This window comes from Mesorhizobium sp. B4-1-4, from assembly GCF_006439395.2.
GTDB lineage: Bacteria > Pseudomonadota > Alphaproteobacteria > Rhizobiales > Rhizobiaceae > Mesorhizobium.
Window position 1 is genome coordinate 1349592 of record NZ_CP083950.1, and the last position, 23785, is coordinate 1373376.

25 protein-coding genes, 1 tRNA gene and 1 pseudogene are annotated in these 23785 nt (G+C 62.8%); 11 read left to right on the forward strand and 16 right to left on the reverse strand.

Features of this window, described 5'->3' with window-relative positions; genetic code table 11:
• Positions 1–162: 162 nt before the first annotated feature.
• Positions 163–351, reverse strand: coding sequence for a hypothetical protein (locus FJW03_RS06385; protein WP_140762789.1), 189 nt, complete (start codon positions 349–351; stop codon positions 163–165).
• A 147-nt stretch (positions 352–498) separates the two neighbouring features.
• Entirely contained in the window at positions 499–645 is a 147-nt protein-coding gene (locus tag FJW03_RS06390; protein ID WP_181173229.1) for a hypothetical protein, read from the reverse strand.
• A 271-nt stretch (positions 646–916) separates the two neighbouring features.
• On the opposite strand from FJW03_RS06390, the gene FJW03_RS06395 reads away from it, so the two are divergent.
• Both FJW03_RS06395 and FJW03_RS06400 read left to right on the forward strand, forming a co-directional pair.
• Positions 917–1201, forward strand: a complete 285-nt coding sequence (locus tag FJW03_RS06395) for a helix-turn-helix domain-containing protein (RefSeq protein ID WP_140762786.1) — start codon at positions 917–919, stop codon at positions 1199–1201.
• A gap of 186 nt (positions 1202–1387) precedes the next feature.
• Positions 1388–1849, forward strand: coding sequence for a YbaK/EbsC family protein (locus FJW03_RS06400; RefSeq protein WP_140762783.1), 462 nt, complete (start codon positions 1388–1390; stop codon positions 1847–1849).
• A 101-nt stretch (positions 1850–1950) separates the two neighbouring features.
• Here the strand turns inward: FJW03_RS06400 and FJW03_RS06405 are convergent.
• The 6 genes from FJW03_RS06405 to FJW03_RS06430 form a co-directional block, all read right to left on the reverse strand.
• Positions 1951–2027: transfer RNA gene (locus FJW03_RS06405), tRNA-Pro, on the reverse strand.
• Between the two features lie 54 nt (positions 2028–2081).
• Entirely contained in the window at positions 2082–3353 is a 1272-nt protein-coding gene (locus FJW03_RS06410; protein WP_140762780.1) for an O-antigen ligase family protein, read from the reverse strand.
• Positions 3350–4885 (reverse strand): undecaprenyl-phosphate glucose phosphotransferase, encoded by a 1536-nt coding sequence (locus tag FJW03_RS06415; RefSeq protein ID WP_140609531.1) that lies wholly within the window; start codon positions 4883–4885, stop codon positions 3350–3352. The genes FJW03_RS06410 and FJW03_RS06415 overlap by 4 nt, the downstream gene beginning before the upstream one ends.
• An 85-nt stretch (positions 4886–4970) precedes the next feature.
• Positions 4971–6101, reverse strand: a complete 1131-nt coding sequence (locus FJW03_RS06420; protein WP_140762777.1) for a glycosyltransferase — start codon at positions 6099–6101, stop codon at positions 4971–4973.
• Between the two features lie 10 nt (positions 6102–6111).
• Positions 6112–6675: a polysaccharide biosynthesis/export family protein gene (locus FJW03_RS06425; protein ID WP_140762774.1), complete on the reverse strand. Its 564-nt coding sequence runs from the start codon at positions 6673–6675 to the stop codon at positions 6112–6114.
• A 195-nt stretch (positions 6676–6870) separates the two neighbouring features.
• A protein-coding gene (locus FJW03_RS06430; RefSeq protein ID WP_140690776.1) for an IS630 family transposase occupies positions 6871–7828 on the reverse strand; the annotation gives its coding sequence in 2 pieces (ribosomal slippage) (positions 6871–7476 and positions 7478–7828; 957 coding nt in all).
• 163 nt (positions 7829–7991) lie between these two features.
• Between FJW03_RS06430 and FJW03_RS06435 the strand changes: the two genes are divergently transcribed.
• On the forward strand, positions 7992–10292 hold the full coding sequence (locus FJW03_RS06435) for a GumC family protein (protein WP_140766626.1): 2301 nt from the start codon (positions 7992–7994) through the stop codon (positions 10290–10292).
• A 40-nt stretch (positions 10293–10332) separates the two neighbouring features.
• Here the strand turns inward: FJW03_RS06435 and FJW03_RS06440 are convergent, their stop codons facing one another.
• The gene (locus FJW03_RS06440; protein ID WP_140766627.1) at positions 10333–11562 is read right to left on the reverse strand and encodes a GNAT family N-acetyltransferase; all 1230 of its coding nucleotides are present in this window, start codon (positions 11560–11562) and stop codon (positions 10333–10335) included.
• A 91-nt stretch (positions 11563–11653) separates the two neighbouring features.
• Between FJW03_RS06440 and FJW03_RS06445 the strand changes: the two genes are divergently transcribed.
• On the forward strand, positions 11654–12712 hold the full coding sequence (locus FJW03_RS06445; RefSeq protein ID WP_140766628.1) for a polysaccharide deacetylase family protein: 1059 nt from the start codon (positions 11654–11656) through the stop codon (positions 12710–12712).
• Positions 12713–12731: 19 nt separating this feature from the next.
• On the opposite strand, the gene FJW03_RS06450 is transcribed toward FJW03_RS06445, so the two are convergent.
• The gene (locus FJW03_RS06450) at positions 12732–12947 is read right to left on the reverse strand and encodes a DUF2842 domain-containing protein (RefSeq protein WP_140766629.1); all 216 of its coding nucleotides are present in this window, start codon (positions 12945–12947) and stop codon (positions 12732–12734) included.
• A gap of 152 nt (positions 12948–13099) precedes the next feature.
• On the opposite strand from FJW03_RS06450, the gene FJW03_RS06455 reads away from it, so the two are divergent.
• Positions 13100–14191: a COX15/CtaA family protein gene (locus tag FJW03_RS06455; protein ID WP_140766630.1), complete on the forward strand. Its 1092-nt coding sequence runs from the start codon at positions 13100–13102 to the stop codon at positions 14189–14191.
• Between the two features lie 128 nt (positions 14192–14319).
• Here FJW03_RS06455 and FJW03_RS06460 read toward each other — a convergent pair.
• The 3 genes and pseudogenes from FJW03_RS06460 to speB all read right to left on the reverse strand — a co-directional run.
• Positions 14320–14484: pseudogene (locus FJW03_RS06460) on the reverse strand (aminoglycoside phosphotransferase family protein); the annotation flags it as partial.
• Positions 14484–15410: an N-acetyl-gamma-glutamyl-phosphate reductase gene (gene argC / locus FJW03_RS06465; RefSeq protein ID WP_140766631.1), complete on the reverse strand. Its 927-nt coding sequence runs from the start codon at positions 15408–15410 to the stop codon at positions 14484–14486. The gene argC and the pseudogene FJW03_RS06460, both read right to left, overlap by 1 nt.
• Before the next feature lie 30 nt (positions 15411–15440).
• On the reverse strand, positions 15441–16445 hold the full coding sequence (speB, locus tag FJW03_RS06470) for an agmatinase (RefSeq protein WP_140766632.1): 1005 nt from the start codon (positions 16443–16445) through the stop codon (positions 15441–15443).
• A 122-nt stretch (positions 16446–16567) separates the two neighbouring features.
• Here speB and FJW03_RS06475 point away from each other — a divergent pair, with 122 nt between their 5' ends.
• Together FJW03_RS06475 and FJW03_RS06480 are read left to right on the forward strand one after the other, a co-directional pair.
• Positions 16568–17776, forward strand: a complete 1209-nt coding sequence (locus FJW03_RS06475) for an acyltransferase family protein (protein ID WP_140609511.1) — start codon at positions 16568–16570, stop codon at positions 17774–17776.
• An 86-nt stretch (positions 17777–17862) separates the two neighbouring features.
• The gene (locus FJW03_RS06480; protein WP_140766633.1) at positions 17863–18921 is read left to right on the forward strand and encodes a glycerophosphodiester phosphodiesterase family protein; all 1059 of its coding nucleotides are present in this window, start codon (positions 17863–17865) and stop codon (positions 18919–18921) included.
• A gap of 273 nt (positions 18922–19194) precedes the next feature.
• Here FJW03_RS06480 and rpsI read toward each other — a convergent pair whose 3' ends face one another.
• The 3 genes from rpsI to FJW03_RS06495 all read right to left on the reverse strand — a co-directional run bounded on the left by rpsI (position 19195) and on the right by FJW03_RS06495 (position 20822).
• Positions 19195–19677, reverse strand: coding sequence for a 30S ribosomal protein S9 (gene rpsI / locus FJW03_RS06485; protein ID WP_140609507.1), 483 nt, complete (start codon positions 19675–19677; stop codon positions 19195–19197).
• Between the two features lies 1 nt (position 19678).
• Entirely contained in the window at positions 19679–20143 is a 465-nt protein-coding gene (rplM, locus tag FJW03_RS06490) for a 50S ribosomal protein L13 (protein WP_010915638.1), read from the reverse strand.
• A gap of 214 nt (positions 20144–20357) precedes the next feature.
• On the reverse strand, positions 20358–20822 hold the full coding sequence (locus tag FJW03_RS06495; protein WP_140766634.1) for a PaaI family thioesterase: 465 nt from the start codon (positions 20820–20822) through the stop codon (positions 20358–20360).
• A 154-nt stretch (positions 20823–20976) separates the two neighbouring features.
• On the opposite strand from FJW03_RS06495, the gene FJW03_RS06500 reads away from it, so the two are divergent.
• The 4 genes from FJW03_RS06500 (at position 20977) to FJW03_RS06515 (ending at position 23588) form a co-directional block, all read left to right on the forward strand.
• Positions 20977–21801 carry an enoyl-CoA hydratase gene (locus FJW03_RS06500; protein ID WP_140766635.1) on the forward strand — a complete coding sequence of 275 codons (825 nt, stop codon included), beginning with the start codon at positions 20977–20979 and terminating at the stop codon, positions 21799–21801.
• A 2-nt stretch (positions 21802–21803) separates the two neighbouring features.
• The gene (locus tag FJW03_RS06505; RefSeq protein WP_140692802.1) at positions 21804–22226 is read left to right on the forward strand and encodes a VOC family protein; all 423 of its coding nucleotides are present in this window, start codon (positions 21804–21806) and stop codon (positions 22224–22226) included.
• 172 nt (positions 22227–22398) lie between these two features.
• On the forward strand, positions 22399–23070 hold the full coding sequence (locus tag FJW03_RS06510) for a GNAT family N-acetyltransferase (protein WP_226890605.1): 672 nt from the start codon (positions 22399–22401) through the stop codon (positions 23068–23070).
• On the forward strand, positions 23067–23588 hold the full coding sequence (locus FJW03_RS06515) for a CoA-binding protein (protein ID WP_140766636.1): 522 nt from the start codon (positions 23067–23069) through the stop codon (positions 23586–23588). Before FJW03_RS06510 ends, FJW03_RS06515 begins: the two co-directional genes overlap by 4 nt.
• Positions 23589–23785 lie beyond the last annotated feature (197 nt).

A 23785-nucleotide genomic window follows, 5' to 3' on the forward strand; every position in this document is an offset into this window, starting at 1 on the left:
GCTTACCGTCGGGGCATCGGGATTGACGCCGGAATTCTGGGGCCGGCGGTTTCGGTGTAACTCGACAGGCCCGATTCACGTCGTCTCCGGCATTGCATCACCAAGAGAAGACCGGCCTTGAAAAGAAGCCAAGGCGGTCTTCTCGTTGGTCGTCTGGTATGCTTAGTAGGCCTTCTTCACCAGTTTCTTCATGTGGTGGTGGTGATGATGGTAGTGGTAGTGATGATGGCGATGGTGATGGCGATGATGCTTTGCCATCGGAGCCGCATCCGCGCTCGTCGCACCGATGACCGGCGCCGTGAAAGCGAGGGCAACTGCAAGCCCGAGGGCCGAGAGGAGGGACTTCTTCATGGATCGTTTCCTTCTTTTCGCAGGCAGATATAAATCGGGTCGATAGCCCGACCGCCGCGAATGGAATTACGCTCCCGAATTTTTTCGTCAGTATTTCCCGATTGTAGAATTTTGTTTCTGAACTGTGTCTGGCCGACCGAGCCTCCATCACCACCATGGCACGGGCTGAAAGCTGTCTTGGTCGGCTGTTTGGCTACACACGCGCAGCGTGTCCGCCGCCTGTGCAGCAGTCACGCCGATACCGGAAAGGAAGGAAATCGTGCCGAGCGCGAGGAGGAATGTCTTGAGAGTCATTGTATGGGTCCTTCCAGGAAAGAGGCTGGGTGAAAACCGATAGGTTTTCACGCCAGCAACGCCGAGACAACGAACGGGCGCACCCAAACCGCTGATCAAACGAGCGTTCGGCATTTAAACAACGTGATCGGGATGCGCTTGCGAGGTGTGGGGTTCACGATAGTGTGACGGCCCGTTTGGCTCTTGGCAAATCGCTGGCGAGCGGGCATCTTCCTGCTCGTCTCAGGCAACATCCATTTTGATCAAACTCTTTCAGCCACCGGAGTTGCCAATGCCCCACAATGCAAAAGAACATGCCCCTTCCGAACCGTTGGTCAATGAGCTCGGGCCAATTTACAGCACCCTCAAGGCGATGCGGGAAACCCGCGGTTACAGCGTGGAAGAGCTGTCGCTGACCTGCGGCCTGTCGGTCGACGAGATCGAGGACATCGAGAGCGGCAGGGCGGCCGACCCGGCGAAGCTGCGTCGTATTGCGTCCGCGCTTCAACTGCCACAGGACGCTGTGATTGTTTCGGCTGCGCCGGCACCGGCCGCACAAGGCCGGCTCCTGGCATAGAATCAGCAACAGGCATGTCCAAGAAGCCCGCCAGGCCCGCTTGGCGGGTTTCTTGTTGATGCCGCAGCGTTCTCCAGCGGCCGGGCTTGCCGACTTGTCGATCGCACGTGTTTATACCCACGGCATCCAGATCTGTTGCCGATTGCGTCCGCCGTGCATTGGGTTTTGAGCTGTGGGTCTTCTGATATGAGCTTGGAATCGGCTCGTGCCTTCTTCGCCGCGCATGCGCCGGACATTGAGGTCATCGTCACAGAAGCGAGTTCGGCGACGGTGACTTTGGCGGCGCAGGCGCATGGTGTGCTGCCGGCGCAGATCGCCAAGACGATCTGCCTTCGCGTCGCTGAACGGACCATGCTCGTCGTGACCAGCGGCATCGCCAGGCTCGATAACCGCAAGTTCAAGGACCAGTTCGGAGGCAAGCCGCGCATGCTCGACGCTGAAGAGGTCGTCGAGGCGACAAGCCACCCGGTGGGTGGCGTCTGCCCGTTCGGCCTGCCGTCGCCGCTGCCGGTCTACTGCGACGTGTCGCTGCGCGAATTCGGCGAGGTCGTGCCCGCCGCCGGCGCCACCAACGCTGCGGTACGGATTGAGCCGCGGCGCATGGCGGACCTGGTCGGCGCCGAATGGGTGGATGTGTGCCAGGGTTAGAGGCCGGATCCAAGCCGGAGCTGAAGAAACCAGGGCGCGGAAAGAGGCGAGTCGAATCGGCTGACTGGCCGGGCGGACTTCGGGGGCAAGTCCTGCATAATTGGTCGGAGTGGCCGGATTCGAACCGACGACCCCTTGACCCCCAGTCAAGTGCGCTACCGGGCTGCGCTACACTCCGGACCGGTCGCGATGTATCGTGATAACCCTGCTCGGGTCAACCGAAATTCGGCGTTTATCGTGCCGGTGTGGATACGATGGCTGTTGAGCCTTGCAGCACCGGCCGCAGCAGCCGCTGATGGCGATATTCGAGCGCGATGGCGCCCCAGATCAAGCCGAGCAGCAGGTAGACGTGGCGCCAGTGATCGATGTCGATGAAGGTACCGAGCCCGATATTGCCGATGAAGGCGACATAGGCGCACAAGAGATAGGGTTGCCACGGCCGGTCTCGCAGAAGGATGCGGAATCCGGCTGCCAGGGTCCAGAGGACGAGCGTCAGGAACGACACGAAGCCGAGCCAGCCATAGTCCATCAGCATCTTCAGCCAGATGTCGTGCGTGTCCTCGCCGAACAGCGTGCCGAAGACCAGTGGGCCGATGCCGAACGGATGCTCCATCGCCATCTGGAAACCGATCGTATAGCGGGCGAAGCGGCCGAGGCGGGCGGTGTCATAGCTCTGTTCGAGGTGCGCGCGGTTGGAGAACATCTCCGCCACCCCGGGCAGTTGCAAGATCACGATCACGGCGATGGCCAGCAGCGACAGTGCGGCGATCGTCATGATCACCACGCGCAGCCGGAACATGCCGCTGTTGCTCTGCAGGAACAGGCAGCCGGTGAGCAGCACGGCGGAGACGGCAAACATGCCCCAGGCGCCGCGCGAGAAGGAGAAGAAGATGCCGGCCGTGATGATCAGCAACGGTATCGCCAGCAACGGCATGCGCGAGATCGGTCCGGTCAGGAGCAGATAGAGCAGATAGATGCCCGGCAGCACCAGGAACGGTCCGAACACGTTCGGATCCTGGAAGGCGCCAGCGGCGCGATCGTATTTGGTGAACATTTCCGCGCCGGGAAAGGCGTGGAAATAGCCTGCTATGCCAAGCAGCGACGTTGCCACCGCCGAGACGGCATAGGCAATGAAGATCAGACGATAGAGGTTCGGCTGTGTGGCGGTGACCGATGCGAAGAACACGGCGCTGAAGGCGAGAAACAGCGATACGGCGAGATAGAGCGGCGTGTTGGCGAGGTTCGCCATCTGCGTCATCGAGATCATGCCGCCGATGTTCATCGCCACCAGCAGCACCAGCAGTGGCGTGGCGGCGCGGGAGATCCTCAGGCCGAAGAGGGCCCAGACGGCGATCAGCCCGGCCATGTAGATTTCATAAGGGGCCGGCTCGCTGATGACGAAGCCGGACAGGAGGATACCGAGCACCACCGCGCTGGAAGAAATCAGGGCGATCAGCTTGGCGTTGACCGCGGCCGGCGGCAGTTCGTGGGAAATCGCGCTCAATAGGCGTTTTCCGTGTTGAGCAGTCGAATCGGGGTCAGGAACAGGATCCGCAAATCGAACAGCAATGACCAGTTTTCGATGTAGTAGAGGTCGTACTCCGTCCGCATGCGGATCTTCTCATTGGTGTCCATCTCGCCGCGCCAGCCATTGATCTGCGCCCAGCCGGTGACACCGGGCTTGACCTTGTGGCGGGCGAAATAGCCGTCGACCACCTCATTGTAGAGAAGGTTGTGCGACTGCGCGGCAATGGCATGTGGACGCGGACCGATGAGCGACAGCGAGCCCAGCAGCGAGTTGAAGAATTGCGGCAGCTCGTCGATCGATGTCTTGCGAATGAAGCGCCCGACGCGGGTGACCCGCGGGTCGTTCTTGGTCACTGTCTGCTTGGCGGTCGGGTCCGATCTGTCGGTGTACATCGAGCGGAATTTATAGACCTCGATAACCTCATTGTTGAAGCCGTGCCGTTTCTGCTTGAACAGGACAGGCCCCTTGCTGTCGAGCTTGATGGCGATCGCGGTGCCGAGCATCACCGGCAGGAAGACGACGATGCCGATGAGGCTGAAGATGATGTCGAAGGCACGCTTGGCGACCGAATCCCAGTCGTTGATCGGCTTGTCGAAAATGTCGAGCATCGGCACCGAGCCGATGTAGGAATAGGCGCGCGGGCGAAACTGCAGCGCGTTGGAGTGTGCCGACAGCCGGATGTCGACCGGCAGGACCCACAGCTTCTTCAGCAATTGCAGGACGCGCGTTTCGGCGGTCAGCGGCAGCGACACGATCAGCATGTCGATGCGGGCGATGCGGGCGAACTCGATCAGTTCCGAAATGGTGCCGAGCTTGGGATAACCGGCAACGATGGGCGGCGAGCGCTTGTCGCTGCGATCGTCGAAGATGCCGCAGATGCGGATGTCGTTGTAAGGCTGCTTTTCGACCGAGCGGATCAGGATCTCCGCCGCCCTGCCGCCGCCGACGATGACGGCGCGCCGCTCCATGCGGCCATCGCGTGCCCAGCGCCGGATCAGCTTCGACATCACCAGCCTGAGGCCGAAGAGGAAGACAAAGCCGACGACGAACCACGTCCCGAACAGCAGGCGTGAATAATCTTCCGACATCTTCGTGGCGAAGGCTGTCAACGCCATCAGGGCGAAGGCGCCGGCCCAGGCCAGCAGGATGCGGCCGAAATTGGCGATCGGCCGCATGAGGGAGACCACCTGATAGCAGTCGGTGACATCGAGCAGCACCACGGCGAGGAATGACGCGGCGGCAATCGTCACCGGATATTGCCAGGCGAGATAGTTGAAGAACCCGACATAGTAGAAATAGACGCAGAGCCCCGAAACGAACAGCACCGCGAATTCGACCATGCGCAGGACGCCGCTGACCATAATCGGCGACATCGTATCGCGCCGGTATTGCGTGGCGACCTGTCGGGCAACGTCGTTCATGCCGCCCGGCGCATCGCCATCGGCCGGGCCGTCGAATTTACGCACCGCTTCGGGTGAAAAGCGGCGCGCGGGGTCGATCTCGTTCATGGGACAGTCCGCAAGCTTCCCTCGGGGATAGCAAAAGAGAGCTAAGAAACCCTTGAAGCAACGCATGGCTTTGGAAGGGCTTGGACTAGCTGTCGAGCGCGGCGAAGTAGGCTTTCTCGATTTCGGCGGCCATGACGTCGGCGCCGAAACGCGCCCTGAGGCCGGAACTGTCGGGCATCAGTTCGCGATAGGCGGCAAGGTCGGTCAGCGCCTGGCTCATCTTGCCGGCAAGCTCGGCCGCATCGGGCCGGATCAGGGCAGGGGAATCGGAACCAAAAATCTCTGGTATGCCGCCGACGGCTGTCGCGATCATCGGCCTTGCCCCGGCAAGGGCCTCCAGCACGATATAGGGCATCGCCTCGGCACGCGAAGGAACCACGACGAGCGCCGCCAGCGCGAAAGCCTCCCTGGCCGGCATTGGTGGCAGGAAACGGACATGGCCCTCAAGTCCCAGGCGCCGCACTTGTACGTGGTAGCGTGGCAGGTCGTCGCCGTCGCCGACCATCACCGCGCTCAGCGCGCGGCCGAGGCGAGGGCCGGCGGCGGCCAGGGCATCGATGAAGATGTCTGGCCCCTTGAGGTCCCGCATCATGCCGATATAGAGCAGGTCCGCCTGATCGGCGTTGGCGATCACGGGTTCGAATTCGGCCGCGCGCAAGCCGTTGTAGACCAGCGCGTTCGGAATGGGCGGTTCGCCCACCTTCCTGCGATAGGTCCGCCGCTCATAATCGGAGACGAACAGCAGGCAATCGGTGAAGCGCGCCATGAAGCGCTCGAGCGCGAAGAACATCTTTCCGGTGGCGGTGTTCTCGTCATAGTGGAGGGAGCCGCCATGCGGCGAATAAAGGCGGGCTACGCGAGACCTTGACACCCGCAACAGTGAGCCGAACAGACGGGCATAGGCGCCACCCTTGGCGCCGTGCCCGTGCAGCACGTCCGGCCGCAATTCCTTGATGATCCTGTAGGTGCGTCTGGCCGAGGCGAGGTCGCCCGGGCCGACATGACGCTGCATTGGCGTGCGGTGGATGCCGAGCGCCAGCGTCTCCTTCATCTGCGCGAACAGACGCTCCTCGAATTCGCCGCCCGTGGTCGAATCGCAGACGATGCCCACCATGTGACCGGCGGCGGCCTGCGCTTCCGTCAAATCGCGCACATGCCGGAAAATTCCTCCGACGGGTGAACGCAAGCAGTGGACGATCCTGAGCTTGTCCGTCACGTGGTGTCATTCAGAACAGGCGTTCACGAACGTAGACGGTGTCTCCGGGCAGCAGCGGGTCCGAGGTGACCACGCGGCCGGTCATCACCTTGCCGTTGATGTCGCGCGTGATGTCGACGCTTTCCTGATTGGCGCGCGGCGTGAAGCCGCCGGCAATGGCGACGGCCTTCTGCACGGTCAGGCCGGGTACGTAGGAATACTGGCCGGCGGCGCCGACTTCGCCCATGACGAAGATCGGCCTGTAGCGATCGATCTCGACCGAGACGTCGGGGTCGCGCAGATAGCCTTGCCGCAGCTTGTCGGCGATCGCCTTTTCCATCTGCTGCGCGGTGTGGCCGCGGGCCGGTATCGCGCCGACGAGCGGGAATGAGATATAGCCCGACTGGTCCACACTGTAGGTATTGGTCAGCCCGTCCTGCTCGAACACCGTGACACGGACACGGTCGCCGGCGCCGAGACGGTAGGGCTGGTCGAGGATCTCGTGGAAGGCTGCTGGCGTCGGCCGATAACTGGAGCAGCCGGCGAGCATCGATACGGCAAGCAGTGCGCGAAAGAGGGTAGCAGTGCTTTTCATGACCGGATACGTACCTTCGACTGGCCGCTGCCGCATCGCAGCAAACATCTGGGATCGGGCTCGTTATCATCCTGTTAGGGTTAATGGCCGGTAAAGGAGTCGGCTGATGCCGTTTGTGCCGGCGAGAATTTCGCCGTATTTGCTGGTTTATCGTTTTTCTTGCCGTTCGCGCGTAAATGCTAGAGCATCGGGCGATTAACATGCAACGTAGCCTGCCTGTTTGAGATAGTTCCAGCATTCGGTTGGATCGAACATGGCGCAGATGCTTCCGACGGCGCGGACGAGATCGTCGTAGGTGCGCGCTTTGGCCTTTCGCAACAGGGTTTTGAGTTTTGCGAAGGCCATCTCGATCGGGTTGAGGTCCGGCGAATATTTGGGCAGGAAGAGGAACCTGGCGCCGCGCTGTTTGAGTGCCTCTGCGGCGCGCGGACTTTTGTGGACATTGAGATTGTCCAGAATAACGATGTCGCCGCGCCCGAGAGCCGGTGCGAGCTGGGTTTCGACATAGGCATCGAACGCCGCACCGTCGATGGCTCCCTCGATGATCCAGGGGGCCACCAGTTCATGGCAACGCAGGCCGGCGATGAAGGTCTGGGTATGCCATTTGCCGAAGGGCGCATCGGCGAGGAGCCTCTTGCCGCGCAGGCTGCGCCCGCGCAATGGGGTCATGTTGGTCTTCACGCTCGTTTCGTCGATGAAGACGATCCGCGCCGGCACGGCGCGCATCAGAGGCTGATGATGGTCGCGCCACTCACGCCGGGCCGCTCTCACGTCGGGCCGTTCTTGCTCCGACGCCAGCAGGGCTTTTTTTATACGTAAACCCCTCCCGGCACAGCAACTTCGACAGGTTCGACGGGTCCGCCCTGACGCCGTGCTCGTCTTCAAGCCACGCGCCAAGCTCAGGCATCGTGATGTCCGGCCTGGCCATCACTTTGTCGACAATGGCCTGACGATACGGGCCGAGTTTGCCAGACCCGGCAGGACGCCCCTGACGGGCCGGTTCGACGGAACCAGTCGCCGCATAGCGTGCCTGAACGCGTACCGCCGTCGAAGGCGCCACCTCAAACTGCGCCGCAACTGCCCGCCGCGACTTGCCCTCGGCAATGCCGCGAACAAGTCGAAGCCTCAAATCCTGCGAAACCGCTTTGCCCATGGTGCACCTCCGCATCCATAGGAATCAGACTTCAGTCGAAAAGGGAATCCCAACGATTCACCCTATTCGCCCGACGCTCTAACCAAAACTTACGGTGATCTTAACGGCTGAGTTACCATAGTTGTTTACGGTGCATCCCGACCCAGTTTCGGAGTAGGGATGCATGTCCGTTCAATCCGCGGCCGCAGATGTCGACGTTGATCTCAGGCAGCTTTTCGCCAGCCTGGCGAGGAACTGGCTGCGCATCCTGGTCTTCGTTCTGGTGGTGACAGGACTGGCGTTCGCGTTCGCTTCGCTCGCGACCCGGCATTACAAGGCCCAGACGCAGGTGGAGATCGTTCCACGCGAATCCATCTACACCCGTCCGGCCGGCAACGCTGACGGCGATAAGCCGATCCTCGACGAGCAAGGCGTTGCCACCCAGGTCCAGATAATTTCGTCCAACGAGATCCTGAAGCAGGTGGCGCAGAAGCTCGGCCTGTCGCGGCTGTCTGAGTTCGACGAAACGATCAATATGTCCTCCCTGAGCCGCGTGCTGATCCTGCTCGGCTTGAAAAACGACCCGATGGACGTTCCGGCCGACGAGCGTGTCCTGAAGAAGATGCGTGAGAAGCTCAACGTCTATGGTGTTGAAAAGACCCGCATCATTGCCATCGAGTTCTCCTCGGAGGATCCCAAGCTCGCCGCCGCCATTCCCGATGCCATCGCCGCCGCCTATATTGCGGGGCAGGGTGCGGCCAAGCGCGAATCGAACACTGCTGCCGCCAACTTTCTGGCGCCCGAGATCGCCGACCTGTCGAAGCAGGTCAAGGATGCCGAGGCCAAGGTCGCGGCCTACCGCGCCCAGTCCGACCTCCTGATTGGCGGCAACAATTCCGTTCTGGCCACCCAGCAACTGGCCGAGTTGTCGACCGAATTGTCCCGGGTGCGGGCCAACCGCGCCGCGGCCGAAGGCACCGCCGACAATGTGCGCAAGGCACTGCAGAACGGCGGCTCGCTGGATTCGCTGCCGGAAGTGCTGTCGTCCGACCTGATCCAGCGTCTGCGTGAGCGGCAGGTCGAGCTGCGCGCCAACATCGCCGATATGTCGACGACACTGCTCGACAATCATCCGCGCATCCGCGCCGCGAAATCGCAGTTGGCCGACCTCGATGTGCAGATCCGCAGCGAAGCCCAGAAGGTCATGAAGGGCCTTGTGATGCAGGCGGACGCGGCCAAGGCGCGCGAAAATCAACTCGTCGCGGACGTCAACACGCTCAAAGCGGCTTCGGCGCAGGCCGGCGAACAGCAGGTCGGCCTCGACGCGCTGCAGCGCGATGCCGCCGCCAAGCGCCAGCAGCTCGAACTCTACCTGACCAACTACCGCGAGGCGGCTTCGCGTCAGGACCGCAACTATGTCCCGGTGGATGCCCGCATCGTCTCGCCGGCCTCGGTGCCCGCCGAGCCATACTTTCCCAAGGTCGGGCCGATCACAGGTGCGGCCGCAGCGGCTTCGCTTCTGCTGGCGGCGGTGTTCACGCTGTTGCGGGAGCTCTTCTCGGGCCGAGCAATGCGCCCGGCCACAGGAGCCCGCTTTGAGCCGATCGACGAAGTGCCGATGCCGCCGACTGTCCATCAGGAACCATCTGCTCGCCTGGAACCGCCTGTCGCCAGCGAGCTCGCCAATCGTGCCGCCGAAGCGCCATTGCCCGAAACGGTCATAGGCCCGGAGATGATCGTGCAGCCCCAACCAGCTGTGGAGGCAGTATCTGCCGCCCATGCCGCCCCTGTCGCCGGGGCCGCGCCCATGGCTGAGGCCAAGCCTATGGCTGAGGCCAAGCCCGTGGCCGAGGCCGAGCCTGTCACGGAGATCCAGCGGCCACGCTCCGTGCTTGGCGAGATCGACATCGAGAAGGCCGCTGAAAAGCTGATCGCGAGCGGGGCCGCGCGCGCCATATTCGTTTCGCCCGAAGGCGACGAGGCGGCCGCGTCGGCGATCCTGGTGGCGCGTGAGGTGTCCGACGCCGGCCTGCGCGTCCTGCTGCTCGACCTCACCACCTCGGGCGCCGCCTCGCGGCCGATGCTCGACAGCGGGCTTTTCCCGGGCATCACCGATCTGCTCGCCTCGCAGGCGCAGTTCAGCGATGTGATCCATGCCGATCTTTATTCCGACTGCCATGTCATCCCCGTTGGCACCGCCAACCCGATCCGCGCCATGCGCGCCGCCGACAGGCTGCCGATCATCATGCAGTCGCTGACCACGGCCTATGATCTGGTGGTGGTCGAATGCGGACCGGCCGACGCGCAAGGCATCAGCCGCCTGGGCAGCGATGCCACCGAGGTGTTCCTGTCCATGCTCGAGCCGGACGACGAAGTGACGCGAGCCGCCGTCAAGCTGATCGAGAACGGCTATCCAGACCTGACCCTTGTTACGCCGCTTGGCCACGAACCGCCCGGCACCCCGGGTCGGCGCTCCGCGGCTTGAAAGAACAGCCGTTGGGAGGCTTACTCACTTTACGGCGAGCTTAGCTGTCGTCCTCGCCAGCCGCGGGTGCTGCCTGTCCGGCTGACTTACGGCGCAGCATCTTGGCCAGCTTCCAGATCGCCGGGCTATTCTTGATGAAAGCCTTCAGCCGTGCATTCTGGCGAAGCATCAATGCCAGCGCACGGCCCTTCAGCGTCAGCGGGACCAGCACCTCGAAATGCTGCGTTTCGATATCGCACCATTGTCGCTTGTAGGGCTCGTCGCCGACGGAGAAATCATAGACCGCGAAACCCGTCTCGCAGGCCTCCTGGATGTTGTCGAAGAACAGGAAGTCGCCGGGACTGGTGTGCGCGAGATCGTCCTCGGCGATCGCTCCGAACTCGCAGATCAGCCGCCTGCCCGAGCGGCTCGATCCGGTGATGGCGCGCAGCTTGCCGGCAACCTCCAGTCCGTGCAGCACGAAAGGAGGCTCGGGCTGGTCCAACGCCTGGGCAAACAGCTCTCGGAAGAAGGCGCGCGTCGGATCGTCCCCGAAGACGTTGGCAATGCCCATCTTGCGAAAGCGAAGCTCCTTCATCTCGAAGAAGGCGTCGAGCAACCGCTCCACCTCGTCCGAGCTGCGAGCCTCGATGCGCCGGTGGCTGCCGACGGCCTCGAATTTGCGGGTCTGCGAACGATGCTTCTTGCGTTTGCGCTTTCCGCCGGCGCGCAGCAGCAACGCATCGAAGCCTCCGGCAAGGTCGGCGGCCAGCGAAAGATTGGGGCTGGAAAAACGTGCAAGCGACGCCAGCGGATTGGCGATATCATCGAGCTTGGGCAGCAAGCGTTCCAGCGCGATGAGATCGATGTCCGGACGGGATTTGGCGACGGCCGCAAGCATCGAACGGATGGCGGCGACATCCGCATTGGCCAGCCATTGCGGGTCAGCGGCCGCGAAATTGCCGTTGGCGTGCCGGCCGCCCATGAAACGGGCGACTCGGAACCGTCCCTGGTTCACAACTTCCAGCGCCAGTGCGAAGACCGGCTTGCCTTCGAGAGCGAGCGTAGCCACGAGGAGTTCGGGCTTGACCTGCGCGGCCCAGTTCATGACCCAGGTCGCGCCCTGTGCCGGCGCACAGACCGCCGAGCGGCAGAACCTCGCATAGGCCGCCAGCCCCTCGGCGCCCGCGACCGAGATCGATGGCCCGGTGGCACCCCCAGGCAGGACGCGTGGTGAAGCCTCGGCCGCCGCAAGCCGATTGCCGTCAAATGGCGCCATTGCGTCAACCATACCTCAATCCTTAAGGCGTATTGATCCCGATTTGGGGGGGCGCTCAGGCGTGTTCCGTGCTTGGATCAGCCTAGGCGCAAAAGGTGAATGAATGATCGACGGTGGGGAGGCTATCCGAAAACTGGCGCTCAACGTCGCGCGCTATACCGGCCTCGCACCATTGGCCAGACCGTTTGTCGGCGGCATCGGCGCCATCCTGATGCTGCACCGCGTGACGGCGACACCCGAAAAGCCGGATAGCGCAAACCGGCACCTCAACATCGCGCCCGGCTTCCTCGACGCCGTGATCGCCGACATGAAGGCCGGCGGCTACGCCTTTGTCTCGATGGACGAAGCCGTGGAGCGCATCGAGGCAGGCGGCAAGGGCGGCCGCTTCGCCACCATCACCGCCGACGACGCCTATCGTGACAACATGACCGAGGCGCTGCCGGTGCTGGAAAAGCACAGTGCGCCGATCACCATCTATGTCGCCCCGGGACTGATCGACGGCACCGCCGATCTGTGGTGGGACGTGATCGAGGATATCGTCAATGCCTGCCACCGGCTGACGCTGGCGACTTCAAATAGTCCGATCTTGATTGATTGCGCGACCCCCGCCAGGAAGCGTCAGGCCATAGCCAGGTTGCACGCCTACCTCGCCACCGAGGTTCGCGAGGAAGACCTGCGGTCCGTGCTGCGCGATCTCGCCGCATCAAATGGCGTCGACGCGGATGCTCCGCGCCTGCGGACCCTGATGAACTGGAATGAGATTCGCACCATCGCCGCGCATCCGCTGGTGACGATCGGCGCCCATACCATCAACCACAGCAATCTGAAGCGGCTTTCCGAGGCCGATGCGCGACACGAGATCGGCGCTGTGAAGGATATGTTGCGGGCCAGGCTCGGCACGGAGCCGCGCCATTTTGCCTACCCTTATGGCTATGCAAGCGCCGTCGGCTGCCGCGAAGTGGGCTTTGCCCGCGAGGCCGGCTATGCCTCCGCCGTGACGACCCGCCATGGGGTGCTGCGCGCCGAACATGCCGGTTTTCTCCATGCTTTGCCCCGCATTTCGGTCAACGGCCGCTACCAGAGCCTTGCCCATATCCGCACCATGCTGTCGGGCGTGACGACGCCGCTCGCCAATGCCGGCAAAATGGTCGTCACCGTCTGACGGGCTGCCAAGGCATGGCTCAGCGCTTGGCGCGTGGCTCCAGCATCAGCCACTTGATTATGCCCATGGCCGGCAGAACCCAGAGCAGGCCGCTGAGCAGAAAGAAGAAGAAATGCACCCACGCGCCCGATTCCGACAGGCGGGCGACCGCGAAGATCGATGCGACCAGCGCGTAGATGATAACCAGCGCCACCAGCAGGAACATTCCGATCAGCTTTTTCACGCGAATGGGCATGGCTTGGCCTCGTTGATCGCTATCGCTTAGGCCGAACACACGGCACGCGCAACCCGTGACAGGCGGCGCGACGGCGTGCCGCGCCGCCCGGTCTTGCCAGCAGGAATGCGATGGTCCACCAATCCGCGACATCAACCTGCCGGGATAGATTTATGGCCGCCATCACTGCTGCCGCGCCTTACCAGGCCCGTGACCGCGACCTGCACAACCGGGCGCTGGTGCGCGGCTGGCTCTACGTCGTGCTTCTGGTGCTGTTTGCGTTGGTGCTGGTTGGCGGCGCGACGCGGCTGACCGAGTCCGGCCTGTCGATCACCGAGTGGCAGCCGATCCATGGCGTCATCCCGCCGCTCAACGACGCCGAGTGGCAGGAGGAATTCCAGCGCTATCAGCAGATCCCGCAATACACCGAGCTCAACAAGGGCATGACTATCGAGGCATTCAAGTCGATCTTCTGGTGGGAGTGGGCGCACCGTCTGCTGGCGCGCAGCGTCGGCCTGGTCTTTGCCTTGCCGCTGCTGTTCTTCTGGGTGACGCGCCGGATAGAGCGCGGGCTCGGACCGAAACTTGCGGGAATTCTTCTCCTCGGCGGCCTGCAGGGCGCTATTGGCTGGTGGATGGTGGCCTCAGGCCTGGTCGACCGTGTGTCGGTGAGCCAGTACAGGCTGGCCACGCACCTGACGCTGGCGGCACTGATCTTCACCGCGACCATGGTCGTCGCCCGCGGGCTGGCGCCGCATTCCGAGCCCGCCGCCGATCGCTCGACGCAGAGATTGGCCGGTTTCATCGTGCTTCTGGCGCTGATCCAAATCTATCTCGGCGGCCTGGTCGCCGGTCTCGACGCCGGTATGAGCTACAACACCTGGCCGCTGATGGATGGCAGGATCATCCCTGGCGATCTGCTGATCCTCGAGCCGGTATGGCGCAACGTCTTCGAGAACCCGAAGACGGTGCAGTTCATACATCGCCTCGGCGCCTACACGATCTTCGCCGTCGCGCTCTGGTACATGATCACCACGCGCCGTCGGCTGCCCGGCTCAACCCATGCCCGCCGCGCGACGCTGCTGTTCGTGCTGGTGCTAGTGCAGGCCTCTATCGGCATCGGCACGCTGCTGATGCAGGTGCCCCTGCATATGGCGCTGACGCATCAAGGGTTCGCGCTGGTTGTGCTCGGTTTTGCCGCCGCCCATTGGCGCGGCACCAAAGGTGCCTATCCGCTCCCGCATGAGGTCGCGGTCAGGAGCTGATCCGAGCCGGGTCAAAGGTCACATCCAGAATTCGTTCGACTGCGTGGTCCTACCGCCGTCGAATTCGGCCTGCGACGCTGCGGTGGACGGTGCGGGCTGGCCTTGACCGCTTTCGCAGCCGTGTCCGCTTCGCCACGCAATTCGTCGGCGACATCGTCGAACGGTTTGAGCGCCTTGACGATCGCGGGCGAGCCGTCCTCGAACCGCACCTTCCAGATACGACTCGAAAAGGTCTCGGCGATGAGTTCGGGCGCGCTGATCTTCCAGCGCGCCGGAAATGCGGGTCCGTCCATCAAAGGCCGAGCATCAGGTCCATGTTCTGGACGGCCGCACCCGAGGCGCCCTTGCCGAGATTGTCGTAGACCGCCAGCAGCAGCGCCTGCGCTCTGTCGTCGTTGGCGAAGACATAGACCTTCATGCGGTTGGTGCCGTTGTAGATCTCGGGATCGATCTCCGGCATGCGTTCCAGCTGGGCATACGGAGCCACTTCGACCACGCCGCCCTTGATGGCGGCGAAATGGTCGGCAATGGCCGCATGCAACTCCGCACCCGTTGGCACATAGTCGAGGCCGCCGAGTTGCAGCGGCACCACCGTGATCATGCCTTGGGCAAAATTGCCGACAGCCGGCTGCATGATCGGATCATGTGACAGCTTCGCATAGGCCCGCAGCTCCGGCACATGCTTGTGCTGCAAGGTCAGCCCATAAGGCAGGAACTCCGAGGCGTCCTCGCCCTTGGCGACGTAGTCCTCGATCATCGGACGTCCGCCGCCCGAATAGCCCGAAATGCCGTTGACCGTGATCGGGAAATCGGCCGGCAGCAGACCGGCGGTGACCAGTGGCCTGAGCGTCGCGATCGGCCCCTGCGGCCAGCAGCCGGGATTGGCGATGCGCTTGGCCGAGGCGATCTTCTTCGCCTGCTCCTTGTCCATTTCGGCGAAACCATATTCCCAGCCTTCGGCGACACGATGCGCGGTCGACGCATCGATGACCTTGGTGGTGTCGTTGGTGATGAGCGAGACGCTTTCCTTCGCCGCATCGTCCGGCAGGCACAGGATCGCGATGTCGGCGGCATTGAGGAATTCGGCGCGCGCCGCCGTTTCCTTGCGGCGCTCGGCAGGAATGGAAATGATCTCGAGATCGCCACGCTCGGCAAGCAGCGCCCGGATCTGAAGGCCGGTGGTGCCGTGCTCGCCGTCGATGAAGATTTTCGGTTTCATTGCCTGATCAAATTCCCTGAAGTTTCAAGACTATATGCCGTTACCGTGATTCACGGCGGCGCCATTGTGGCCGTTATTCAATTCTTCCTGTCGCGCCTTCCGCTCCGCCAGCAGACCGAGATATTGCATGGCGATCATCGAGCCGGCGATCGCCGTAATATCGGCGTGATCATAGGCCGGCGCAACCTCCACCACATCAGCACCGACAATATCGATCTGGTTGAGCTGGCGCAGCGTCGACAGGATTTTCGCCGAGGATGGCCCGCCGGCAACCGGCGTGCCGGTGCCGGGCGCGTAGGCGGGGTCGAGGCAGTCGATGTCAAAGGTCAGATAGGTCTTCTTGCCGCCGGTGCGGTCGACGATGGCGTAGGCAATGTCGGAGGCGCGCATCTCCTCGATCTCGTGGCCGTAAAGGATCTTGATACCGAACGTGTCGGGCGCATTGGTGCGGATGCCGATCTGAATCGAACGGTCGGGATCGATGATGCCCTCGTTGACCGCGCGGCCGACGAAGGATCCATGGTCGATGCGCTTGCCGTCATCGGGCCATGTGTCCTGATGGGCGTCGAACTGTACCAAAGCAAGCGGTCCGTGGATGGCGGCATGCGCCTTGAGCAGTGGCCACGTCACGAAATGATCGCCGCCGAGGGTCAGCAGGAAGGCGCCTGACTTCAATATCTTCGACGCTTCGCGTTCGATCGCTGCCGGCGTCTTCTGATGGTTGCCGGAATCGAGCAGGCAATCGCCGTAGTCGACCACGGCGAGATGCTCGAACAGGTCGCGTGAGAAGGGGTACTGCGGATCATTGTCGAGGATCGCCGAGGCACGACGAATCGCCTGCGGCCCGAAACGGGCGCCGGGCCGGTTGGTAACGGCGGCATCGAACGGAATGCCCCACACCACCGCGTCCGCGCCTTTCACATCCTTGGTGTACCGACGGCGCATGAACGACAGCGCGCCGGAATAGGTCGGCTCGAACGCGGCGCCCGTTTTGGAACGGGCGGTGAAGGCGTGGTCGATGTTCTTGTTCGCCATTACGAATCCTCGTTTTTATCGGGGTGCAACAACTACAGAACCGGCATGGAAGATGCCAGTCATAGCTTGGGGAGACGAAACGGCGCCGCCCGGGTACCACAGCAACACAGGGTTGTATCATTATGACGCAGACCGCGTTTCTTAATCCGTCTCATGCTGTGGTGTCGACCCACGCCGGCACGATCGCCGGCGAACGCTTCCAGGTGCTCGATTCGTGGCGCGGCATCTGCGCCCTGCTGGTGGCGCTGTTTCATTTTCCGACCGCTTCGGCGATCTCGCAGAGCGGCTTCATCGGTTCGTCCTATTTGGTCGTCGATTTCTTCTTTGTCCTTTCCGGTTTCGTCATCGCCGGCAACTACGCCAATCGGCTGAGCCAGCCGGCACAGGTCGCCCGCTTCGCGCTGGTGCGTTTCGGTCGCATCTACCCGCTGCATCTGCTGATGCTTGCCGCCTTCGCGGGGTTTGAACTGCTGCGGCTGCTGTTGCCGGCACTGCATGGCACCGGCGCCGCACCCTTCACCGAAGGGTTCGATCTGAAGAGCCTGCTTGCCAATCTTCTGTTGCTGCAGGGTGTCGGCTTCGAGGATCGACTGACCTGGAATGCGCCGAGCTGGAGCATTTCGGCGGAGTTCTTCGCCTACCTCCTGTTCGCGGGCGTGGTGTTCGTCGCCGGCGCGCGCGCCTGGGTGTGGTTCGTCGCCGCTGCCGTCACCGCGCCGCTGTTCCTGCTCGGCTTCTCCACGCACCATATGGATGTGTCCTATGATTTCGGCTTCATCCGCTGCCTCTACGGCTTCTCGCTCGGCGCCCTGCTAGCCTGGTTTCAGCATGATTCCATTGCAGGGGCGCGACAGATCCTCGCCAGGAGCGGCCCGCGGATGAACTGGACGCTGGCTGAAATGGTCATGGTGGCGGTCATCGTCGTTTTCGTCTCGCTGGCGGGCGGCAATGATTTTGGCATCGCAGCACCCCTCGTGTTCGCGCTGGCGCTGTTTCTCTTCGCCCATGAAGGCGGCTGGATTTCCGCTATGTTGAGGGTGCCGTTCATGCTGACGCTCGGCGCGCTGTCCTACTCGATCTACATGGTCCATCTCTTCGTCCAGGCGCGCATGATCAACCTCGCCGGGCTCGTCGGGCGCAAGCTCGACCTCGATCTTGTCGGTGACATCGTCCTGCGTGGCCAACCCGCGACGGGGTTCGGTGCCGGCTGGGCCGGGACGGTGGCGATCGTCATCATGCTGGCCGCCACCATCGCGGTGTCGTGGATCACCTGGCGCTTCGTCGAAACGCCGGCGATAGCGTGGTTCCGCCGCGAATCGAAGCGCCTCTGAGGCGAGCATCCGCTAGCCGGCTTCGTTCACCTGCTTGTCACGGGCATCGCCTATCCGGATCTCGATCCGGCAAGGAGCGATTCTCGATGCGGACCCTCTGGTTGAGCCTTCTGTTTTCCACGGCGCTTGTGGCATCTGCTGGCGAGTCAGTGGCCGGCGAAACCCGCGCCAGACAAATCCTCGACCGGTTCGAAAATGCCAACCAGTGGCGCGACCATGTCATGGTGGCCGCGCATCGCGCCGGCAGCATGCAGGCCGGCAAGACGCTCTACGCGGAGAATTCGCTCGCGGCTGTCGAGGGCTCGATCGCCATGGGCGCCGAGATCGTCGAGGTCGACATCAGGCGCTCGAAGGACGGCGAGTTCGTCGTCATGCATGACAGCTGGCTCGATCGCACCACGACCTGCAAGGGCGAGGTGGTGAGGTACACGCTGGCCGAACTGAAGACCTGCCGACTGGTGGTCGAAGGCACCCGCGCCGTCACCGACGAACGGGTCTCGACGCTGCGCGAGATGCTGCTGGCGACCCGGGACAGGATCCTCATCAATCTCGACAACAAGCTTGAAGTCGGCGACCTGCCGGGCATGATCGCGGTCGCCCGGGATCTCGGTATGGCCGACCAGGTCATCGTCAAGGAGAACCTGTGGAACCAGAACCGGATTGCCACGGTGAAGACCGCCATGGCCGCGATCGGCGGCGGCTTTCAGTTCATGCCGATCATCGCCGATGACGCGGTGCACGATGCCGGTTTCGCGGAGACGGTCGACCACTCCTTCTCGCCACGAGCGATCGAGCTGATCAACTGGCGGGCAGGCGCCGAGACGCTGACCGAAACTGGCGGACCGCTGTTCAGCACGCGCATGCGGGCGGTCGCGGTACGGGGAAACTGGCACATCTGGGCCGATACCTACGCCATCGTCAACAAGCCGGGCGGCTTCCTGGCAGGCGGCCGCGGCGACGAACTGGCGGTGCAGGCCAGCCTGCCGCGCGAAGCCTGGGGGTTCTGGGTCGACCGCGGCGCCAGCATCATCCAGACCGACGAGCCGAAGGCGGCAATCGATTGGCTGGCGGCGAACGGTTACCGTGTGCCTTATACCAACGATGCGCGGCCTGCGGAGCAGGCGCACACGGCGAGCATCAACTAAGCAACCGAACGCCGGCTCGTCACCTCTCCCGGCGCTTCGTGCCGACCTCCCCATCGAGGGGAAGTGGAAGGGCCGCGGCAAATTCTCCGCCCCGGAATGGCAAGAGCAGCAGGTTTTCATATCGGGCGGGCCACGGGTGCATCAAGCGTGACGCCACCTATGAGGAGGCCACGAAGGTGGGGTTCGGTGATAGCGCGACAATGACCGGGTGCGCATAACAAAACAAAAAGGCCGCTCGGAGGCGGCCTTTTCGGTATCGGCAGTTCGAAACGCTTAGCGCTTCGAGAACTGGAACGAACGACGGGCCTTCGCCTTGCCGTACTTCTTGCGCTCGACGACGCGGCTGTCGCGGGTCAGGAAGCCGCCCTTCTTGAGCACGGCGCGCAGCGCCGGCTCGTAGTAGGTCAGCGCCTTGGAGATGCCGTGGCGAACGGCACCGGCCTGACCCGAAAGGCCGCCGCCGACGACAGTGGCGACGATGTCGTACTGGCCCGAGCGGTTGGAGGCGATGATCGGCTGGTTGAGGATCATCTGCAGGACCGGACGCGCGAAATAGGTCGCGAATTCCTTGTCGTTGACGACGATCTTGCCGGAACCCGGCTTCACCCAGACACGCGCGATGGCGTTCTTGCGCTTGCCGGTGGCATAGGCCCGGCCCGATTTGTCGAGCTTCTGGACGTGGACGGGGGCCGCGGCCTGCGCGTTGGAGTTGCCGGTGGCGGCGCCCAGTTCTGCGAGCGAGGAAAGCTCAGCCATCTTATGCGACCTTCTTGTTCTTGGAATTCAGCTTGGCCACGTCGAGGACTTCAGGCTGCTGGGCGACGTGCGGATGCTCCGCGCCTGCATAGACGCGCAGGTTCTTCATCTGGCGACGGCCGAGCGGGCCACGCGGGACCATGCGCTCAACGGCCTTCTCGACGACACGCTCGGGGAAACGGCCCTCGAGCAGCTGGCGCGCGGTGCGCTCCTTGATGCCGCCGGGATGCCCGGTGTGCCAGTAATAGACCTTGTCGGTGAACTTCTTGCCGGTGAACACCACCTTGTCGGCATTGATGACGATGACATTGTCGCCGTCGTCGACATGCGGGGTGAAGGTCGGCTTGTGCTTGCCGCGAAGATGGTTGGCGATGACAGTGGCGAGACGGCCGACGACGAGACCCTCGGCGTCGATCAGGATCCACTTCTTCACCACATCCGCAGGCTTCTGCGAAAAGGTTGTCATGTTTTCTGCTTTCGGTTCTGACCTTCACGAGGAAGGCGTTTCTTGTTGCTTGGATTGCCGAAAGGCCCGTGCCCGTCGCCAATAACAAAACGGCGGCCTTTGCGGGCCGCTGCTTCGTGAGGGCTTATAGGCGAGGAGGACCTGCGCGTCAAGCTGATCAAAAAGCTCTAGGGCGGGGAAAAAACAGCAAAAACAACGGTGTAGAGAAAAGGTATTATTTTACCGCATCGTCGCTTCGCTTCGGCGGGATCGAATAGGTGCCCGTGGCATGCGCCACCGTCTGCCCTTCCGGCCCGGCGACGATGTCGATATCGAACACCATCAGGTTCTTTCCCAGTTTCAGGATGCGGCAATGGCCGTCGATCGGCCCGGCCTCGGCCTTGCGCACGAAGTTGATGTTGAGGTTGGTCGTGACCGAGAGCGCGTCCGGCCCGGCATGGCTGAGCACGCAGACATAACCACCGATGTCGGCCAGCGTGAACAGGGCAGGTCCGGACACCGTGCCGCCGGGACGCAGATGCCGTTCGCCGGCATTGAGCCGCACCGTGCAACCGCCGGGAAATACGTCGATCGCCTCATAGGCGGTGGAATTCTCGTTGAGTTGCGGAAAGACGGTTTCCATCAGCGCGTTGATCTGCGCTGCGGTCAGCACCGGCTCGAGTTTTGTCTGGGCGGGCATGTCGGTCTCTCATTCTGCGACAGGCCTGTATGGGCGCAGCCGGGCGTTTCTGGCAACACCTTCATCCGGCTGGCGCAAGCGATGGGTGTTGGATGAAACCCGATCCGGTATTAGATACTCCGGCAGCCCGATCGGAATCGCGGAGACCCTAGCCATGGCCGAAATCCTTGCCATCACGCCTGCAGCCGCCGAGGAGGGCCCGGTCACGACGAGCCTGGATAGGGGCGTGCTGCGCCTGACGCTCGCCAACCCCCCCGCCAACGCGCTGTCGCTTTCCGTAATGACGGCGCTGACCACGGAACTCGACCGCGCCAAGGCGGACAAGGCTGTTCGCGTCATCGTGCTGTCGGCTGCCGGCAAGGTCTTTTGCGCCGGCCATGATTTGAAGGAGATGACCGCGCGCCGCTCCGATGCCGATCGCGGCAAGGCCTTCTTCGAAGAGACGTTCGCCGCTTGCGCCACGCTGATGCAGGCGATCGTGCACCATCCTTTGCCCGTGATCGCCGAAGTCGACGGCCTGGCGACCGCCGCCGGCCTGCAGCTGGTCGCGAGCTGCGACCTGGCGATTGCCTCGCATGAGGCGACCTTCTGCACCCCAGGCGTCAACATCGGCCTGTTCTGTTCGACGCCGATGGTGGCGCTGTCGCGCAATGTCTCGCGCAAACAGGCGATGGAGATGCTGCTCACCGGCGAGACGATCGATGCCGCGACGGCCAAGGAATTCGGCCTCGTCAACCGCGTCGTGCCGCGCGAGTACCTGAATCAGATTGTCACCAAATACGCGCAAACCATTGCTTCCAAATCATCTCTGGTGGTGAAGACCGGCAAGGAAGCCTTCTACGCGCAGGCCGAAATGGGGCTGGCGGATGCCTATGCCTATACCGGCCGCGTCATGGTCGAGAACATGCTGGCACGCGACGCGCAGGAGGGCATCGGCGCCTTCATCGGCAAGCGCAAACCGGAATGGACGGACGAGTAGCCGTGGAGCCGCGCATCTCCATCATCACCATCGCCACCGACGATCTCGATCGGGCGGTGCGCTTCTACGAGGCGATGGGCTTGAAACGCCATGCCGGGATTACCGACGGTGTCGCCTTTTTCCAGATGGGTGGCGCCATTCTCGGCCTGTTCCCGCGCGCCAGCGCCGAGGCGGATTCGGGTATCGTGTTTGCCGGTGCGCCGTCGGCGGTCTACCTCGCCTACAACACCCGCTCCGATGCCGAAGTCGATGAGGTGCTCGCCTTGGCAGAGCAGGCCGGCGGACGCATCGTCAAGCCGGCCGGCCGCGCCTTCTGGGGCGGCTGGTATGGCTACTTCGCCGATGCGGACGGACATGTCTGGGAGGTGGCACACAATCCGGCCTTCCCGATCGCAGAAGACGGCACGATTTCGCTGCCTGATTGATGGCTTACCGCAAGCAGCTGACGCGGCTCAAGGCACGTATCTCAAGCGCATTTTGCTCGATGCCGAGCGCGTGGCTATCCGCAGGCCTTCATGGAGGAAGCGTTGAGGGAGGATGACGCGTGACTGTCGAGGATGACCTCAACTGGCGGGTCGAGCAGGCTTGCCGCGAGGGTTGGCCGGCGGCAACCGAGACGGTCGTCGAAGGCTGGCTTATGAGGCGCTCAGGTGGCAGAATCCGCCGCACCAATTCGGTCAATCCGCTACCTCTGCCGAGACCTTTTATGCCGGTTATGGCCAGATACCGTTGTTTCGCGTTCCCGGTATCGCCGGCGAGATGGAGGCGGTTCTCGACCAGTACGGCTATGCCGTCGAAGGCGGTACGATCCATCTCTACGCCGACATCGATGCGATGGCCCGGGTGCGCGACGAAAAGATCGTGATTTCCCCCACACCGGGCGAGGATTGGTTCGGCGCACCATTTCGCATGGGCGGCTATGACGATTCCGATCGCCGCATCTTTCGCGAGATGACCGGGTTGATCGCCGGCGACCGCGCGTTTGTGTCCTGTGAATACGACAGCGAAATCGCCGCCCTGGCCTATGGTGTCATCCGCGATGGGCTGCTTGTGGTGGAATCGGTTGAAACCGACAGCCATTTCAGGCAGCAGGGCCTCGGCCGCAGGACTGTCGGCAGCCTGATCGATTGGGCGCGACGGGCAGGTGCCGAGGCTGCCTGTTTGCAAGTCGTGGCAGACAACGTGCCCGGGCGTGCACTCTACGCTTCGCTCGGCTTCAACCGCGAACTCTACCGATACCACTACCGCAGGAAGGCAGTTGCCCAGTGAACCACGACACCTATGACAATGCCTATATCGGCGGCATCCTCAATTCGGTGAAGACCATCGCCCTGGTCGGCGCATCCGCCAACGACGTGCGGCCGAGCTATTTCGTGCTGAAATATTTGCTGGCCAAGGGATTCTCGGTGTTTCCGATCAATCCCGGTCAGGCCGGCAAGGAAATCCTCGGCCGGATGACCTATGCCAGGCTGGCCGATGTGCCTGAGCCGATCGACATGGTCGATATATTTCGCGCACCGCCAGCGGTGCCGGGTATTGTCGACGAGGTGTTGCGGCTCGATCCTTTGCCCAAGGTCATCTGGATGCAGCTTGGCGTACGCCATGACGAGGCCGCCGCGCGCGCCGAGGCCGCCGGGATCAAGGTGGTGATGAACCGCTGCCCCAAGATCGAGTACGGCAAGCTGTCCGGCGAGATCGGCTGGACCGGTGTCAATTCCGGCGTGCTGTCATCGAAAAAGCCGTTGATGCGCCAGGGCTTCCAGAGTTTTGGTGTGCGCCAGAAATGACGCAACCTGAAAACCGGGATCGCTTTTTTCGCAAGAGATTTTGGTCAAGCGCTGATGCGCAAAAATTTTCCGGGATGCGATTGAGTTTCCCGCGCGTTCATCGCAGATCGCGCGCCGAAAGGCATTTTCTTCTTTGCATTCCGGTCCGGGCTTCGCCAAGAATGCCCGGCGAATTTTGAGAAGTTCTCGAGGGAGGT